The organism is Epibacterium sp. MM17-32, assembly GCF_022348205.1.
Lineage (GTDB): Bacteria > Pseudomonadota > Alphaproteobacteria > Rhodobacterales > Rhodobacteraceae > Epibacterium.
On record NZ_JAKRFC010000013.1, the window covers coordinates 1 to 13,483 of the forward strand.

Here is a 13,483-nt window from a genome sequence, read left to right on the forward strand (position 1 = left end):
ACTCAAGTCAAACTCATCTGACCCAACGGGCAAGGCGGAAGATACAGGCATGGACAAATTGACTGCGCTGATTGGTGCCGTTTTTGTTATCGGCGGGGGTTTTGCCGTTTGGCAGTTCGTTGGAGCGGAAGATACAGCGGTTGGCCACTCCATGACGCCACCCGACACAAGTGAGATCGCTGAAGGCGGCCCGATCGTTCAGGTCCAGCTGCCTTCTCATCTCTCGCAACAGGCGGCGCTTGGAAAGAGCATATTCGAGGCAAAGTGTTCTGAGTGTCACGGTGAAAATGCTGCCGGTCAAAACGGTGTTGCGCCGCCTCTTGTGCACAAGATCTACGAACCAAGCCACCATTCCGACATGGCCTTTGTTTTGGCCGCTCAAAATGGCGTGCGTGCGCATCACTGGAATTTCGGTAACATGCCACGGATCGAGGGATTGACCCAGGGAGACGTCAAGATGGTTGCCGCCTATGTCCGCGAACTACAGCGGGCCAACGGGATTGACTGATGCGTTGGTCGAAGACAAACGGATGGATTCTGTCGATCGTTTTCGGCCTTTTCCTAGTGGTTCTCGGAGTGCCTGAGGCGCCAGCTTTTCATGGTGAAGCGTCCTTGGCGCAAGAATTTCACGCTCACGAAGATGTAGGGTCATCGACGAACGAGGCCTCTGGCCACTGTCATCCGGGACTCGATTGTTCTGTCACGGCGGTGGTGTTTCTCCAGCCAAACGTGGTTTACGAGCCGCAGTTTCTGACGGCAGTCATGCAAGACGGCGCGACCCAACGAACCGAGTTGCGCTCCGCCAGCGATCCTCCACCGCCACGACGGTGGGTCTGATTTCACATCGCTCGAAAAGCAGACCCAAAGAAGGATCGAAGACATGAAAAAGACGACTATCGTAGCGGCAGTGTTGATTGCAGGTACTGCGGTCACGGCATTCGCGCATAGCGGTGCCACCGGCATCGTGAAAGAGCGCATGGACGCCATGCTTGCAATGGGGAAGGCGGTCAAGACCGTGGCCCCGATGATGAGGGGCGAAACGGCCTATGACGCAGAAACAGTGCGCGATGCCGCGCGCCTGTTCCAGCAGCACGCCGGTGAGAGCATGACGAACCTGTTCCCTGAGGGCACAGGGGGCATGCCCTCGGAAGCCAAAGACGAGGTGTGGACCGACTGGGACCGCTTCGCAGCATTGGCGAGTCAGCTGGAAGAATATTCCGAAGGCCTGGAACGCGCAGCCGACAATGGATTGGGCGGCATGGGCGGCAATACCTCCATGGGTGGCACCTCGATGATGGGCGGTGGGTCCATGATGGGCGGGAGCACGATGATGGGCGGAGGCGGCATGATGGATGCGGCCGCCATTGCCGAAATGCCCGCCGACGCGGCATTCGCGATGACGACCCAGGTCTGTTCCGCGTGCCATGAACGCTTCCGGGCGGAAGAAGACTGACCATGCGACGGTTTTTGACACTGGTCAGCGGGGTCGCCGTGCTGGGCGCGGCCGGCCTCGGCGCGGTGATTGCATGGCCTGTCGGCAGTGCGGTGGCGCCGATCGCATCAGCGGGCAATGTCGACCGGGGCGCGTATCTGGCGCGCGCCAGTGGGTGCATTGCCTGTCATACCAATTTCGAAGCGGGCGGCGCGCCACTTGCCGGAGGGGCGCCGCTCGAAACCCCGTTCGGAACGTTCTATCCGCCCAACCTGACGACAGACCCCGAACATGGCATGGGCGAATGGACGGCAGAACAGTTCGCAAAAGCCGTGCGGCAGGGTATCGGCCCCGATGGAACGCCCTACTATCCGTCTTTCCCATATACGTTCTATGCGGATTTTTCTGACCAGGATATCGCTGACCTCTGGGCGGCGTTTCAAACCGTGCAGCCCGTGGACAAGCCTGCACCAGAAAACGATGTCAGCTTCCCATTCGACCAACGATGGGGGCTGAAGCTCTGGCGAGCGGCGTTCTTCTACGATCCGGATACCGAACCGGTTGAAGGGCGAAGCGACTCATGGAATCGCGGACGGGAATTGGTGCGCGGTGCGGCACATTGCGGAGCCTGCCATACGCCGCGCAATCTTGCGGGAGGCCGCGATATCGGTGCTTCCTTTGCAGGCAACGCCCAGCTTCCCGGTGGCAGCAAGGCACCCGCGATACGGCCAAAAGACCTGGCCAAAAATGACTGGACGGTTTCAAACCTCGCTTATGCGCTCCAGACCGGCATCACCCCTTCGGGCGATGCGTTCGGCGGCAGCATGGCGGAAGTCGTTCGCGACGGAACTCGGTTTCTGACACCTGCCGATCGCGAAGCGATGGCGCTTTTCCTACTGAACAAGGACACGGTCGAGGCGGAGAACTCCGCTTCGAACTAACATCACGCGGGGGCGACACGCCCCCGCTTTCTCGAGGATCGAAATGAAACAAACACGTAGGGATTTCTTGCGCAATGCAACTCTGGCGGCCTGTGCGGCCGCCATCCCGCGGTCGGCTTATGCCGCAACCCCGTTCGAGGACGTGGTTACCAAGGTTGCGCGTCGACAACTTCTTCCGGACACCTACCCGGAAACAGAGATCTGGGGCTATGACGGTCTTGTTCCGGCCCCGGAAATCCGGGTTGCACAAGGCGATCGGGTGCGTCGCAGGTTCCGCAACGAGGTACCCGATCCCAGTTCGGTTCACTGGCACGGAATCCGGATCGATAACGCGATGGATGGCGTTTCAGGACTGACCCAGAAAGCCGTGGCACCAGGTGCAACCTTTGACTACGACTTCGTCGTACCGGACGCGGGCACCTATTGGTATCACGCGCATAATCGCTCATACGAGCAAGTCGCGCGTGGTTTGCGCGGTGCCTTGATCGTCGAAGAGGTCGATGGACCGGACATAGACCGCGAGGAAGTCATCGTTCTGGAGGACTGGTTGCTCGACCCTGAGAGCGGGCAGCTGTTCGACAATTTCGAACAGCCTATGATGATGAGCCACGGTGGACGCATCGGCAACTTTATCACGACCAATGGGCGCTATGACCTGACCTTGCCCGCGAAGCGCAACGAACGCATTCGCTTGCGGATCATCAACGCAGCAAGCGCTCGAATTTTCCCGCTGAGGCTCTCTGGATTCAGTGGCTGGACGGTGGCCGTGGATGGAATGCCAACCGGCCAACCCCAGTCGGTTGACGGCGAGTTGATCCTCGGCCCGGCACAGCGCGTCGACTTAATTGTGGATGTGACCGAAGGCGAAGGCGGCACCGCCCAATTGCTTCGCATCGGCGATGATGATCAACTGACCCCGTTGGTGAGTTTTCTGGTCAACGGCACAGCCAGTTCAGTACCAAGAGGCAAGCCACTGCCGTTGCCGCCGAACCCCGCGGCACACGCCCCGGACCTTGCCGATGCGCGTGATTTGCGACTGGTCATGTCCGGCGGGGCAATGGGGCGAATGCAGTCCGCATTGCTTGGCGGGGAACGTCTTGGATTCCGTCAGCTTGCCCAAGCGGGCAAATTCTGGGCCCTGAATGATGTCGCCGAAATGACCGACACGCCACTGGCCGATCTATCCCTGAACGAGCCGGTGCGCCTGAAGATCGAGAACCAGACCGTTTTCCCACATGCGATGCACCTGCACGGGATGCATTTCCGCGAGCTGCGCCCCGACGGCGCGTTCGGGCCGATGCGGGACACGATCCTGTTGGCCGGCAACGAGTCCCGGGAGATCGCCTTTACGGCAGACAATCCCGGCAAGTGGCTGTTCCATTGCCACATGCTCAGCCACGCCGCATCTGGCATGACAACCTGGATACGGGTCACATGAGATATCTCGTTTGGTCCCTTCCGATCACTGTCGCAGCAGCCGCCTTCACGTATTGGCTCTCGACCAGTGCATCCTCGGATGTCGGCAGCGCGTCCAGGGCGGAGAGCTACGACATCGAAGAAGGCGCGTTGCTCTACGCAGAAAACTGTGCGTCTTGTCATGGCGCGGGTCTGGAAGGCCAGCCGGAATGGCGAACGCCCGGCGCGGATGGGCGCCTGCCAGCACCACCACATGATGAGACGGGTCACACCTGGCATCATCCTGACAGCCTGCTCTTCGATTACACAAAACTGGGGGGTGCGGCGCTTCTGGCGCGTCAGGGCGTCGAATTCGACAGTGGCATGCCCGGTTTCGCAGACGTGCTGACCGACCAGCAAATTCACAACATCCTGGCCTTCATCCGGTCCACCTGGCCAGACCGCATCCGCGAAGTCCAGGCCGCGCGGACAGAAGCCGACGAACAACGGGGAGAGAACTAAAATGCGTTTCAGACAAGCCTTCACGACGGTCGCGATAGCTGCCTTGCTTCCGCTACCGGCACTCGCGGACGAACTGTCAGAGTCCCGGGTCAAGGAACTTGTGCTCGAGGCAATCCGCGAGAAACCGGAGATTGTCATGGAGGCCGTGGCGATCCTCGAACAAAGGCAGGCGCAAGCGCAGGAGCTCAGTCAGGCCCAAGTTCTGAATGACCAGCGCGATCTGATCGAGAACGATCCGAATGCGCCGGTTCTCGGCAACCTGGAAGGGGACGTCACTGTTGTGGAATTTTTCGACTACAACTGTCCCTATTGTCGGCGGGTCAAACCCGAGGTGCGGGCTTTGATCGAAGACGATCCCAACATTCGCCTCGTCTATCGTGAATGGCCCATTCTCGGAGACGGATCGGTGTTTGCCGCGAAAGCGGCCTTGGCAGCGCGCAAGCAGGACAAATACGAAGAGTTTCACTGGGCAATGATGGGGCTGGAAGGCCGCGCGGAAGAGGCCTCCGTGCTGCGCGTGGCCGAGGAGATCGGCCTGGATATCGCGCAGTTGCGCAAGGACATGGAGGCCCCCGAGGTCGAAGAGCACATTGCGACCTCCATGCAACTGACCCAAGCTCTGGGCTTTAACGGCACGCCGTCTTTCGTGATCGGGGATGCGCTGGTCCCGGGCTTCGTCGAAAAGGCGCAGCTTGCCGACTTGGTCGAGGAAGCCCGCAAAGTCGAAGACTGAAATTCTGTGCCCGGACCACCCTTGGGTGGTCCAGGCACTGCATCAAGCGGCCGCAGGTTCCACGTTGTAGCCCGCATCCCGAATGATCGCTTGGACCTGATCGGCTGGTAACACGCTGTCGACATGCACCTGTCGGGCAGAAAGGTCACATTCTACGCCTGCATTCGGATCTGCGCTCTTCACCGCGCTTTCGATTGCTGCGGTGCAATGCCCACAGCTCATGTCCAGAACGCTGAACTTCATCGGAACCACTCCTTGATCTGATTTCTATCGGTGACATGGGGCTTCCCCCCGCTGGAAGGTCAAGTGAAGAAATTTATTTGGCGCCCTCCCATTGACCCTCCAGTAACTGGAAGCCTCATATTCCACTTCGAATGGAAAAACAGGTGACACATATGCCCGAACCCAAACAGATCAGCCTGCCGATCGAAGGCATGTCATGCGCGTCCTGCGTTGGCAGGGTCGATCGCGCATTGAATGCAATCGACGGCGTAGAGGATGTGTCGGTGAACCTTGCCTCGGAAACTGCTCGCATGAGCGTGGACGCGCTCAAGCGCATTCCCGACATCATCGAATCCCTTCGCGAGCTGGGCTACCCCGCGCGGAAGGCCAGGGCCGAACTCACGATTGCAGCGATGTCCTGTGCCTCTTGCGTCGGGCGGGTCGATAAGGCGCTTGCCGCGGTGCCCGGGGTGGTCGAGGTGAACGTCAACCTCGCCTCAGAGACGGCGACGGTCGTTTACGTCGAAGGTCTTGTCACGACATCCGATCTGATCGAATCAAGCGGCGCGGCAGGGTATCCAGCAACCGTGGCAACGGCCCAGGCCGGTGACGACAGAGTTGCGCGCAAGGAGGAAGAGGCTCAGGCGCTTGCCAAACGGGTCACCTTTGCGGCCATCCTCGCCTTGCCGGTCTTCCTGATCGAAATGGGTGGCCACGTCATTCCGGCCGTTCATATGCTGATCGAGACCACGATTGGCCAGCAGACGAGTTGGCTTCTTCAGTTCGTGCTGACGACAATCGTTCTCTTCGGCCCGGGCCGGACGTTTTATACCAAGGGTTTCCCGGCCTTGTTCCGGGGTGCCCCCGACATGAACAGCCTCGTCGCGGTCGGCACCGGGGCGGCTTACCTTTATTCCGTGGTTGCGACATTCGTACCGTCGGTCCTGCCTGACACGCTGCGCACCGTCTATTTCGAGGCGGCAGCGGTCATCGTCGTTCTGATCCTTCTGGGGCGGTTTCTTGAAGCGCGCGCCAAGGGGAGAACGGGCGCGGCCATCCAGAAGCTATTAGGGCTTCAGGCGCGGACTGCACGCGTGATGCGGGACGGAGAAAGCGTCGAGATCGAGATCGATGCGCTGGTTCAGGGTGACATCGTCATCGTGCGCCCTGGTGAACGCATCGCGGTCGATGGCGAGGTCATCGAGGGGACCAGCCGCGTCGACGAAAGCATGCTGACAGGCGAGCCGATCCCCGCTGAAAAAGGTGCCGGAGATACGGTGACCGGCGGGACGGTCAACGGCGCCGGAAGCCTGCAGTTCCTCGCCACGCGGGTCGGCGCCGACACGACCCTGGCGCAGATTATTCGCATGGTCGAAGAGGCCCAGGGCGCCAAACTGCCGATCCAGGGATTGGTCGACCGGATCACCTTGTGGTTCGTGCCTGCCGTGATGGCGATCGCGGCGGCGACCGTGCTGGTCTGGCTGTTTTTCGGGCCTGATCCGGCCCTGACGATGGCGCTGGTCGCCGGTGTGTCGGTGCTCATCATCGCGTGCCCCTGCGCGATGGGGCTTGCGACGCCGACCTCGATCATGGTCGGGACGGGACGTGCTGCGGAAATGGGTGTCCTGTTCCGTAAAGGTGACGCCTTGCAGCAACTTGATTCCGTTGATGTGGTCGCCCTCGACAAGACAGGCACGGTGACCGAGGGGCGACCCGCACTGACTGACCTTGTGCTGGCGGAAGGGTTCGATCGCCCAACAACGCTCTCGAAGATCGCTGCCGTGGAGTCGCTCTCCGAGCATCCTGTCGCGGACGCCATCGTCCGCGCCGCCCGGGCCGAGGGCGCACCTCTTGTGGCGGCCGAAGGCTTTCAATCGGTCACAGGTTACGGCGTGCGCGCCGTGGTCGAAGACGTGGAGGTGTTGGTTGGGGCCGACCGCTACATGGCGCGCGAAGGCATTGACGTCTCGGCATTGGCTCCAGAGGAAACGAAGATCGCAAGCAAGGGTCGCACGGCGCTTTACGCTGCCATAGATGGGCGTGTCGCCGCCGTGATCGGCGTGGCCGATCCGGTCAAACCGGCAAGCCGCGCAGCCATCGCAGCGCTGCACGAAAAGGGTCTTGCGGTTGCGATGATCACCGGCGACAAACGCGAAACCGCCGAAGCCATCGCCCGCGAAACCGGTATCGACCACGTCATCGCCGGCGTCCTGCCGGACGGCAAGGTTGCGGCGCTCGACAGTTTGCGCCAAGGGAACAAGCGCATCGCCTTTGTCGGCGACGGGATCAACGACGCCCCGGCGCTGGCGCATGCCGATGTGGGCATCGCCATTGGAACCGGCACCGATGTGGCCATCGAATCTGCGGATGTCGTCCTGATGTCGGGCGATTTGCGCGGCGTGGTGAACGCCTTCGAAGTATCGCGGCGGACCATGCGCAACATCCGGCAGAACCTGTTCTGGGCCTTTGCCTACAACGTGGCACTTATTCCGGTCGCTGCCGGGGTGCTCTATCCGGCCTTTGGGTTGCTCCTGTCACCAATCCTTGCGGCGGGTGCGATGGCGTTGTCCTCGGTGTTTGTCCTGACCAATGCCCTGCGGCTGCGGCGCATCGCGCCTGCGATGGACGAGCAGCGCGCAATCCCGGCAGAGATGGCAGCCGCCACTCCTGCTCCAGCAGAATAACGGAGGTCCGACATGAACATCGGAGACGTTGCCCGACAATCGGGTGTGCCCGCCAAGACGATCCGCTACTACGAGGACATCGGTCTGATCCGCCCGAACCGTAGCGAGAACGGCTATCGCGCGTTCACCGAGAACCACGTTCACAAGCTGGCGTTTCTGGGTCGCGCACGGGCCTTGGGGTTCACCATCGAAGATTGCAGGACGCTCCTGTCGCTCTACGAGGATGAAAACCGCGAAAGCATGCAAGTGAAGGCGGTTGCGGAAGACCATCTGCGCCAGATCGAGGAAAAGATCGCGAAACTGCAATCCATGCGCGCGACGCTCGCCGAACTGGTGGAAAAATGTGCCGGGGATCACCGGCCCGACTGCCCCATCATCGAGGATCTGTCGCCGGAGCGGTTGGCCAAGTGACAGGCAAGAAGGGGCTGTACCTCAGAACCAGATCGCGCGGACCGGCATCCAGATCCCCATGAAGATCATCATCAGGTTTTCCGTCAGCGAAATGAACCCCAGCGGGACGGAACTGTCACCGCCGACGCAGGCGCATTTCAGCTCTCTCTTGTCGACATAAACAGCCTTGAACACGCTGACAGCGCCTACCGTGCCGATAAACAGGGCGACAGGCGCCGAGAGCCACAGCAGCGCGCCGGCAGTCATCAGGACACCTGCCAACGCTTCGCCGAACGGGTAGACCTTGCCGTATCGCACCCATTTGCGCGCCAGCAGATCGTAGTTGAGGAACATCGTCGAAAACCCTTCGACATCCTGCAATTTCTGGATCGCGAGAATGGTCATGGACAGCGAAATGAACCATTCGAACCCCCGCAAGGTAAGGACCGACCCGTACTGGTGCCAAGACAGGCCCAATGCCAACAGCGCGGCAACGGAAAAGATCGCGATGACCGGCTGGTAGGTCGTGTCGCTTTGCTCTTCCTCGGGTGGGTCAATGTCGAAAAACACCCTGAGATCATCGTAACCGCCGATCCGTTCGTCCCCGATGAAAGTCTGCGGCGTCGTCTCGACCCCGTGCTTCTTCATGAAAGCATCGGTGTCTTCACGGGTGTCAAGCGGATGGTCTTCCACCTCGAAGCCTTGCCGCTCCAGCAGGTCTTTCGATTTCAGACCGTAGGGGCAGACATGGCCCGGCATGACCATGCGATAAAGCTGCGCGGATTTACTGTCTGTGTCGCGGGGCATGTCCTTTCCTCCTTATCCGCTGCACGTAAGTTGACCACGGAACCCGGCTTCGTAGTCGGTTCCCGCGCTGACGATCAGATCGGTCAGGTCACCGTTCGTCTCTGCGATCTCGGCCGACAGCGGGCCTTCAGAAAATGCATTTTCGCCCTGCGCATTCAGGCGCACCAGATCACCGCTGATCTTCATTGCGGCTGCAGACCCTTCGCCGGTTTCACCAGTCACCAGTACAGCCGGACTGTCCGAGGTGTAAGCAAAGCGGCAATTTCCGCCATTCGGGAACACCGCAGCGATTTCGTCTTCCGTCAGAAACTCAGGATCGACCTTCGACACGACCTCCGTTTGAAGCGCCTGTTGCGCATCCACAACCTGCGCCGGCGTTTCGCTTCGCGTGGCCGATGCTTCGCCGTTTGCTCCAATGTCAGCAATAAGGTAGCGCATTTCGGCGATTTCCTTGTCCTGCGCATAGATAATGTCGTCTGCGAGCCCCCGGACGCGCGGGTCGGTGATCTCGGCACGAGCCGACGTCATGATGGCGATCGAGTGGTGCGGGATCATGGCGCGCATGTAGGACCTGTCCTGCACCGTGAATTGCCCGCGAACCAGCCAGAGGCTCGCCGCGAAAAGGACTATTGCGCCAACGAAAATCGCGATGTTGGCTTTGGTGTTCTGATACATGGACAACATGTACGCCAACATGATCACGGCCATGGTCGCCCCCATCAGGATGGCCATGTAAAGGCGTGTCTCCGAAAAGAAGATATGGCCCCAAAGATAGGTGTTCAGGTACATCAGAACGAACATGACCACGGTCGATGTTCCGATCATCATAAAGAATCGTGAGTAGTGCATTTCCAGTCACCTCCTTGCAGTTCTCTGTAAAACAACAACATTCCAGCGCTGGAGAGTTCCAAAAGCACGAATTTTCGTAGTTTCAAGGCAACAAAGGCGCGTCGTTTGCCCCGGTTCACGGCTTCTTTTCTTTGCCCCTGACGCGCACTGAATTTTCATGGGTCCGAGGAGATCGCGCCATGCAGAATTTCACGAGACGAGAATTGATTTGTGCCGGAGCGATGGGTTGCTTTCTGCCCACAACTGCCTGGGCCCACAAAGTCAAATTGCCCGAACGGTTCGAACCACAATTGGTAAACACCCGTCGTGGTGACTGGGTTAAAGGCGATGTCCACGTCGTTCCCGACGATTTTTTCCTTTATTTCATGCTCGAGGACGGGATGGCGATCCGCTACGGGGTCGGGGTAGGGCGCAAAGGTTTGTACGAACCCGGAGAGTTCACGGTAGCGCGCAAGGCCAAATGGCCATGGTGGCGGCCAACGAACGCCATGATCCGGCGCGAGCCACGCAAATACGCAAAGTACAAGGATGGACTGAAAGGCGGGCCAAACAACCCGCTCGGGGCCCGCGCGCTCTATCTCTACGATGCCGAGGGACGCGATACCTATCTTCGCATTCATGGAACGAACGCCCCGGAGACAATTGGGTCTGCCGTGTCGAATGGATGCGCGCGGTTGACGAATGAACATGTGAAGGATCTGTACGAACGCGTTGAAATCGGCGCCCGCGTCTTCCTGTATCCCAAAGTGACAACGGCGTGAGGAGTGTTCTGTCGCCTTGAAGTTCCTCTTCCGGAAATGGCACAAGTGCGGCAGCTGGCGAAAGCCAGTCTATCATTCATGAGGTGACGGAATTGTCTTTGAGCCGGAGGTCTTTCCTTGGCGGGATGACCGTTGCGCTGGCTGGTACCCGCTTGCCAGCAGCGACACACGAGTTGATCCTCGCGCCCCAATCGATCAAGGCGCACCTTGCTGGGTACGACGTGTCGATGTTGGGCTTCAACGGTGGTCTGCCGGGCCCAGAAGTCAGAATGCGACAAGGACAAACCGCCCGCATTACCCTCGATAACCGATTGGAGGAGGGCGCTCTCGTTCACTGGCATGGGTTGCGGGTTCCAAATCGGATGGATGGTGTCAACGTCCTCACTCAGGATGTGGTCATTCCGGGCGACTCGTATCGTTATCAATTCGGCGTCCCGGATGCCGGCACGTATTGGTATCACTCGCATTACCTGTCTTACGATCAGGTCAGCCGCGGTCTTTTCGGCGCCTTCATCGTCGAGGAGCAAAATGCGCCGGCTGTCGACCATGACATCGTTGTTCAGTTCTTCGATGTCTTGTTGGATCAGTCCGGACAGTACGACGAAGGGTTCAACCCGGCTCATTTCGCGACCGAGGGCCGTATCGGCAATACGGTCACGGCGCTTGTTTCCAATGGAACCAGCAAGAATGTGAGACAAGGCGACCGCCTGCGCTTGCGCCTGATAAATCCCTCTATCGACAGGGTTTACCGTGTCGGGCTGGACGGTCTGGCAGGCAAGATCGTTGCACTGGATGGTATGCCCCTGGCGCAGCCACAGACACTCGAACCCATCCTCCTAGCTCCGGGGCAAAGATGCGATGTGATTGGTGATGCGACCGGGCCTATTAGATTTGACGACAGCTTTGGAGAGCGGACGTTGAGCCTTGGCGAAATCGCTGTTTCCGGCTCTCGTGAGCCCGCGAAAGCGCCCATCACCGCGTTGCCCGCCAACCGAATGCCCGCCCCGCAAGACCCCGGCCAAACCGCGGAGCTGGTGCTTCAGGGAGGTGCGGGAAGCGCGTCCCACAACGGCACAGGGACGTGGGCGCTCAATGACGTATCGGGCCTGCCTCGAACCCCTTTCCTATCCGCCGCGCAGGGGACGACCGCGCGCATTTCGATCCGCAACGAAACCGGGTTCCCACACGTCATGCATCTGCATGGCCACCATTTCTGGGAACTCGATGCGGCGGGTGAAGCCGGTCCATACCGGGACTCGACCTATTTGGAGATCGGCGAGACGCGGGATATTCTCGTCGTCTTGGGCAATCCGGGATCCTGGATGCTGCATTGCCACATGTTGAGCCACCAAGCCGACGGTATGGCAACGTGGATCAGAGTCGGCTGAGGGTCGAGACGGATACATACCGTTACAAATCTCTGAATGATAACAGGCCTTTCGCCGTCTACGTAACCTGACAAGCGAGAAACAGGTCCATCGACTGCCAATGGGAGCGTTCATTGACCCTGACACCAAAATCTCTCGGCATGACTGCGGCGGCAGGATCAGCCGCCTTGCTGTTGGGGGCCTTCGTTTTCCAGGCTCTTGGCTACGCGCCGTGCGCAATGTGCATCTGGCAACGCTACCCACACGCAATCGCCATTGGAATGGGCGCTCTGTTGCTCTTTGCTCTGCCGATTTTGCCAATCCTGATAATCGGTGCCCTGTCGGCACTCAGCACATCCGCGTTGGGGGTGTTTCATACCGGTGTCGAGCGCGGCTGGTGGGAGGGACCGACTTCTTGCACGGGATCCGGCCTCGATGTTTCCCAAATGTCGGTATCGGAATTGCTGCCCTCTGCCAGCTCAAGTGCTTCGACTTTTGTTCTGTGCGATGAGGTTGTCTGGGAATTACTGACGTTGTCCATGGCGAGTTGGAACGCGATCCTAAGCGGTGTCCTTGCTTGCCTCTGGTTGGTCGCGATCGCAAGACATCAAAAGGTTCGGTGGCATGGGGTCGCGGACGTTTCTTGAATCGTCCCGCATTCATCGAAAACAAACAAAGGGCTTCGCTTCATGGTTACAAGACGACACTTCCTTGCACTTTCCGGCTCGCTGTTTTCAGCTTCTCTGAGTTCGCCAGCATTCGCTAAGACCTGGCCGTCAACAGCCGAAAAAGCAGCTTGGGATGCGCAGATCACGCCCGCCAACTATGACCCGGCAACAACCAACCCATGGGGGCTGCATCCCAGGCTGCTGCCGCAACGCGTTTTGGCGAATGACGGTTTGCGCCCGGGTGACATTCACGTCGATGCGATCGCGCGCTATCTGTACCATATCGAGGAAGGTGGCACCGCGATGCGATACGGGGTGGCGATTGCCAAGGGCGATCTCTATGAACCCGGCACCTATACGATCCGCCGAAAGGTCGAATGGCCGCACTGGACGCCAACGCAGTCAATGATCGAACGCGATCCGGAGGCTTACGAGCGGTTTGCCGACGGTATGGAGCCCGGCCCCAACAATGCCTTGGGCAGCAGGGCTTTGTATCTATTCGTCGGAGATCGGGATACGTACCTTCGAATTCACGGAACGCCGAGCCCTCGCAGCATTGGCGGCCGGGCCAGTTCGGGATGCGTGCGCATGGTGATGGCCCACATCAATGATCTCTATCCGAATGTCGCTGTCGGATCGACGGCGTTCCTTTACTCGGCCGAAGACAGCGTTACCGCTCGAAGCTAACCTATTGCATCTTTGGCTCACACGC

General features: G+C 59.6%; 15 protein-coding genes. 12 read left to right on the forward strand and 3 right to left on the reverse strand.

Annotated features, from left to right (window positions below; translation table 11 throughout):
- The first annotated feature begins 49 nt into the window (after positions 1–49).
- The 6 genes from MHM88_RS17670 to MHM88_RS17695 all read left to right on the forward strand — a co-directional run bounded on the left by MHM88_RS17670 (position 50) and on the right by MHM88_RS17695 (position 5,023).
- A complete protein-coding gene (locus MHM88_RS17670) occupies positions 50–508 on the forward strand; it encodes a cytochrome c (protein ID WP_163852047.1) in 459 nt (152 codons plus the stop codon).
- 372 nt (positions 509–880) lie between these two features.
- Positions 881–1,453 carry a cytochrome c gene (locus MHM88_RS17675; protein ID WP_054540597.1) on the forward strand — a complete coding sequence of 191 codons (573 nt, stop codon included), beginning with the start codon at positions 881–883 and terminating at the stop codon, positions 1,451–1,453.
- A gap of 2 nt (positions 1,454–1,455) precedes the next feature.
- Entirely contained in the window at positions 1,456–2,373 is a 918-nt protein-coding gene (locus MHM88_RS17680; RefSeq protein ID WP_054540598.1) for a cytochrome c, read from the forward strand.
- Positions 2,374–2,416: 43 nt separating this feature from the next.
- Positions 2,417–3,811, forward strand: a complete 1,395-nt coding sequence (locus MHM88_RS17685) for a multicopper oxidase family protein (protein ID WP_239367933.1) — start codon at positions 2,417–2,419, stop codon at positions 3,809–3,811.
- Positions 3,808–4,290 carry a cytochrome c gene (locus MHM88_RS17690; RefSeq protein ID WP_007803408.1) on the forward strand — a complete coding sequence of 161 codons (483 nt, stop codon included), beginning with the start codon at positions 3,808–3,810 and terminating at the stop codon, positions 4,288–4,290. The genes MHM88_RS17685 and MHM88_RS17690 overlap by 4 nt, the downstream gene beginning before the upstream one ends.
- A 1-nt stretch (position 4,291) precedes the next feature.
- Entirely contained in the window at positions 4,292–5,023 is a 732-nt protein-coding gene (locus MHM88_RS17695) for a DsbA family protein (protein WP_163852052.1), read from the forward strand.
- A 42-nt stretch (positions 5,024–5,065) separates the two neighbouring features.
- On the opposite strand, the gene MHM88_RS17700 is transcribed toward MHM88_RS17695, so the two are convergent.
- Positions 5,066–5,266, reverse strand: coding sequence for a heavy-metal-associated domain-containing protein (locus MHM88_RS17700; protein WP_163852054.1), 201 nt, complete (start codon positions 5,264–5,266; stop codon positions 5,066–5,068).
- Positions 5,267–5,418: 152 nt separating this feature from the next.
- Between MHM88_RS17700 and MHM88_RS17705 the strand changes: the two genes are divergently transcribed.
- Together MHM88_RS17705 and cueR are read left to right on the forward strand one after the other, a co-directional pair.
- Positions 5,419–7,929, forward strand: a complete 2,511-nt coding sequence (locus MHM88_RS17705) for a heavy metal translocating P-type ATPase (RefSeq protein ID WP_152449575.1) — start codon at positions 5,419–5,421, stop codon at positions 7,927–7,929.
- Between the two features lie 12 nt (positions 7,930–7,941).
- Complete coding sequence (gene cueR / locus MHM88_RS17710) at positions 7,942–8,340, forward strand: Cu(I)-responsive transcriptional regulator (RefSeq protein WP_038008399.1); 399 nt, start codon at positions 7,942–7,944, stop codon at positions 8,338–8,340.
- A 21-nt stretch (positions 8,341–8,361) separates the two neighbouring features.
- Here the strand turns inward: cueR and MHM88_RS17715 are convergent, their stop codons facing one another.
- Entirely contained in the window at positions 8,362–9,126 is a 765-nt protein-coding gene (locus tag MHM88_RS17715; RefSeq protein WP_239367935.1) for a glutaredoxin, read from the reverse strand.
- A gap of 12 nt (positions 9,127–9,138) precedes the next feature.
- The gene (locus MHM88_RS17720; protein ID WP_239367937.1) at positions 9,139–9,975 is read right to left on the reverse strand and encodes a DUF305 domain-containing protein; all 837 of its coding nucleotides are present in this window, start codon (positions 9,973–9,975) and stop codon (positions 9,139–9,141) included.
- A 179-nt stretch (positions 9,976–10,154) separates the two neighbouring features.
- Here MHM88_RS17720 and MHM88_RS23145 point away from each other — a divergent pair, with 179 nt between their 5' ends.
- From MHM88_RS23145 to MHM88_RS17740, 4 genes are all read left to right on the forward strand, one after another.
- Complete coding sequence (locus tag MHM88_RS23145; RefSeq protein ID WP_012187183.1) at positions 10,155–10,736, forward strand: L,D-transpeptidase; 582 nt, start codon at positions 10,155–10,157, stop codon at positions 10,734–10,736.
- A 125-nt stretch (positions 10,737–10,861) separates the two neighbouring features.
- Positions 10,862–12,124 carry a multicopper oxidase family protein gene (locus MHM88_RS17730; RefSeq protein WP_239367939.1) on the forward strand — a complete coding sequence of 421 codons (1,263 nt, stop codon included), beginning with the start codon at positions 10,862–10,864 and terminating at the stop codon, positions 12,122–12,124.
- 140 nt (positions 12,125–12,264) lie between these two features.
- Positions 12,265–12,750: a disulfide bond formation protein B gene (locus MHM88_RS17735; RefSeq protein WP_239367994.1), complete on the forward strand. Its 486-nt coding sequence runs from the start codon at positions 12,265–12,267 to the stop codon at positions 12,748–12,750.
- Between the two features lie 42 nt (positions 12,751–12,792).
- On the forward strand, positions 12,793–13,458 hold the full coding sequence (locus MHM88_RS17740; protein ID WP_012187180.1) for a L,D-transpeptidase: 666 nt from the start codon (positions 12,793–12,795) through the stop codon (positions 13,456–13,458).
- Positions 13,459–13,483 lie beyond the last annotated feature (25 nt).

Excerpts from the sequence above, each read along its gene's own strand:
- MHM88_RS17680 (WP_054540598.1), top strand. The coding sequence starts at position 1,456 with ATGCGACGGTTTTTGACACTGGTCAGCGGGGTCGCCGTGCTGGGCGCG.
- MHM88_RS17685 (WP_239367933.1), top strand. The coding sequence starts at position 2,417 with ATGAAACAAACACGTAGGGATTTCTTGCGCAATGCAACTCTGGCGGCC.
- MHM88_RS23145 (WP_012187183.1), top strand. The coding sequence starts at position 10,155 with ATGCAGAATTTCACGAGACGAGAATTGATTTGTGCCGGAGCGATGGGT.
- MHM88_RS17690 (WP_007803408.1), top strand. The coding sequence starts at position 3,808 with ATGAGATATCTCGTTTGGTCCCTTCCGATCACTGTCGCAGCAGCCGCC.
- MHM88_RS17735 (WP_239367994.1), top strand. The coding sequence starts at position 12,265 with ATGACTGCGGCGGCAGGATCAGCCGCCTTGCTGTTGGGGGCCTTCGTT.
- MHM88_RS17730 (WP_239367939.1), top strand. The coding sequence starts at position 10,862 with ATGACCGTTGCGCTGGCTGGTACCCGCTTGCCAGCAGCGACACACGAG.
- MHM88_RS17675 (WP_054540597.1), top strand. The coding sequence starts at position 881 with ATGAAAAAGACGACTATCGTAGCGGCAGTGTTGATTGCAGGTACTGCG.
- cueR (WP_038008399.1), top strand. The coding sequence starts at position 7,942 with ATGAACATCGGAGACGTTGCCCGACAATCGGGTGTGCCCGCCAAGACG.
- MHM88_RS17695 (WP_163852052.1), top strand. The coding sequence starts at position 4,292 with ATGCGTTTCAGACAAGCCTTCACGACGGTCGCGATAGCTGCCTTGCTT.
- MHM88_RS17705 (WP_152449575.1), top strand. The coding sequence starts at position 5,419 with ATGCCCGAACCCAAACAGATCAGCCTGCCGATCGAAGGCATGTCATGC.
- MHM88_RS17670 (WP_163852047.1), top strand. The coding sequence starts at position 50 with ATGGACAAATTGACTGCGCTGATTGGTGCCGTTTTTGTTATCGGCGGG.
- MHM88_RS17715 (WP_239367935.1), bottom strand. The coding sequence starts at position 9,126 with ATGCCCCGCGACACAGACAGTAAATCCGCGCAGCTTTATCGCATGGTC.
- MHM88_RS17700 (WP_163852054.1), bottom strand. The coding sequence starts at position 5,266 with ATGAAGTTCAGCGTTCTGGACATGAGCTGTGGGCATTGCACCGCAGCA.
- MHM88_RS17740 (WP_012187180.1), top strand. The coding sequence starts at position 12,793 with ATGGTTACAAGACGACACTTCCTTGCACTTTCCGGCTCGCTGTTTTCA.
- MHM88_RS17720 (WP_239367937.1), bottom strand. The coding sequence starts at position 9,975 with ATGCACTACTCACGATTCTTTATGATGATCGGAACATCGACCGTGGTC.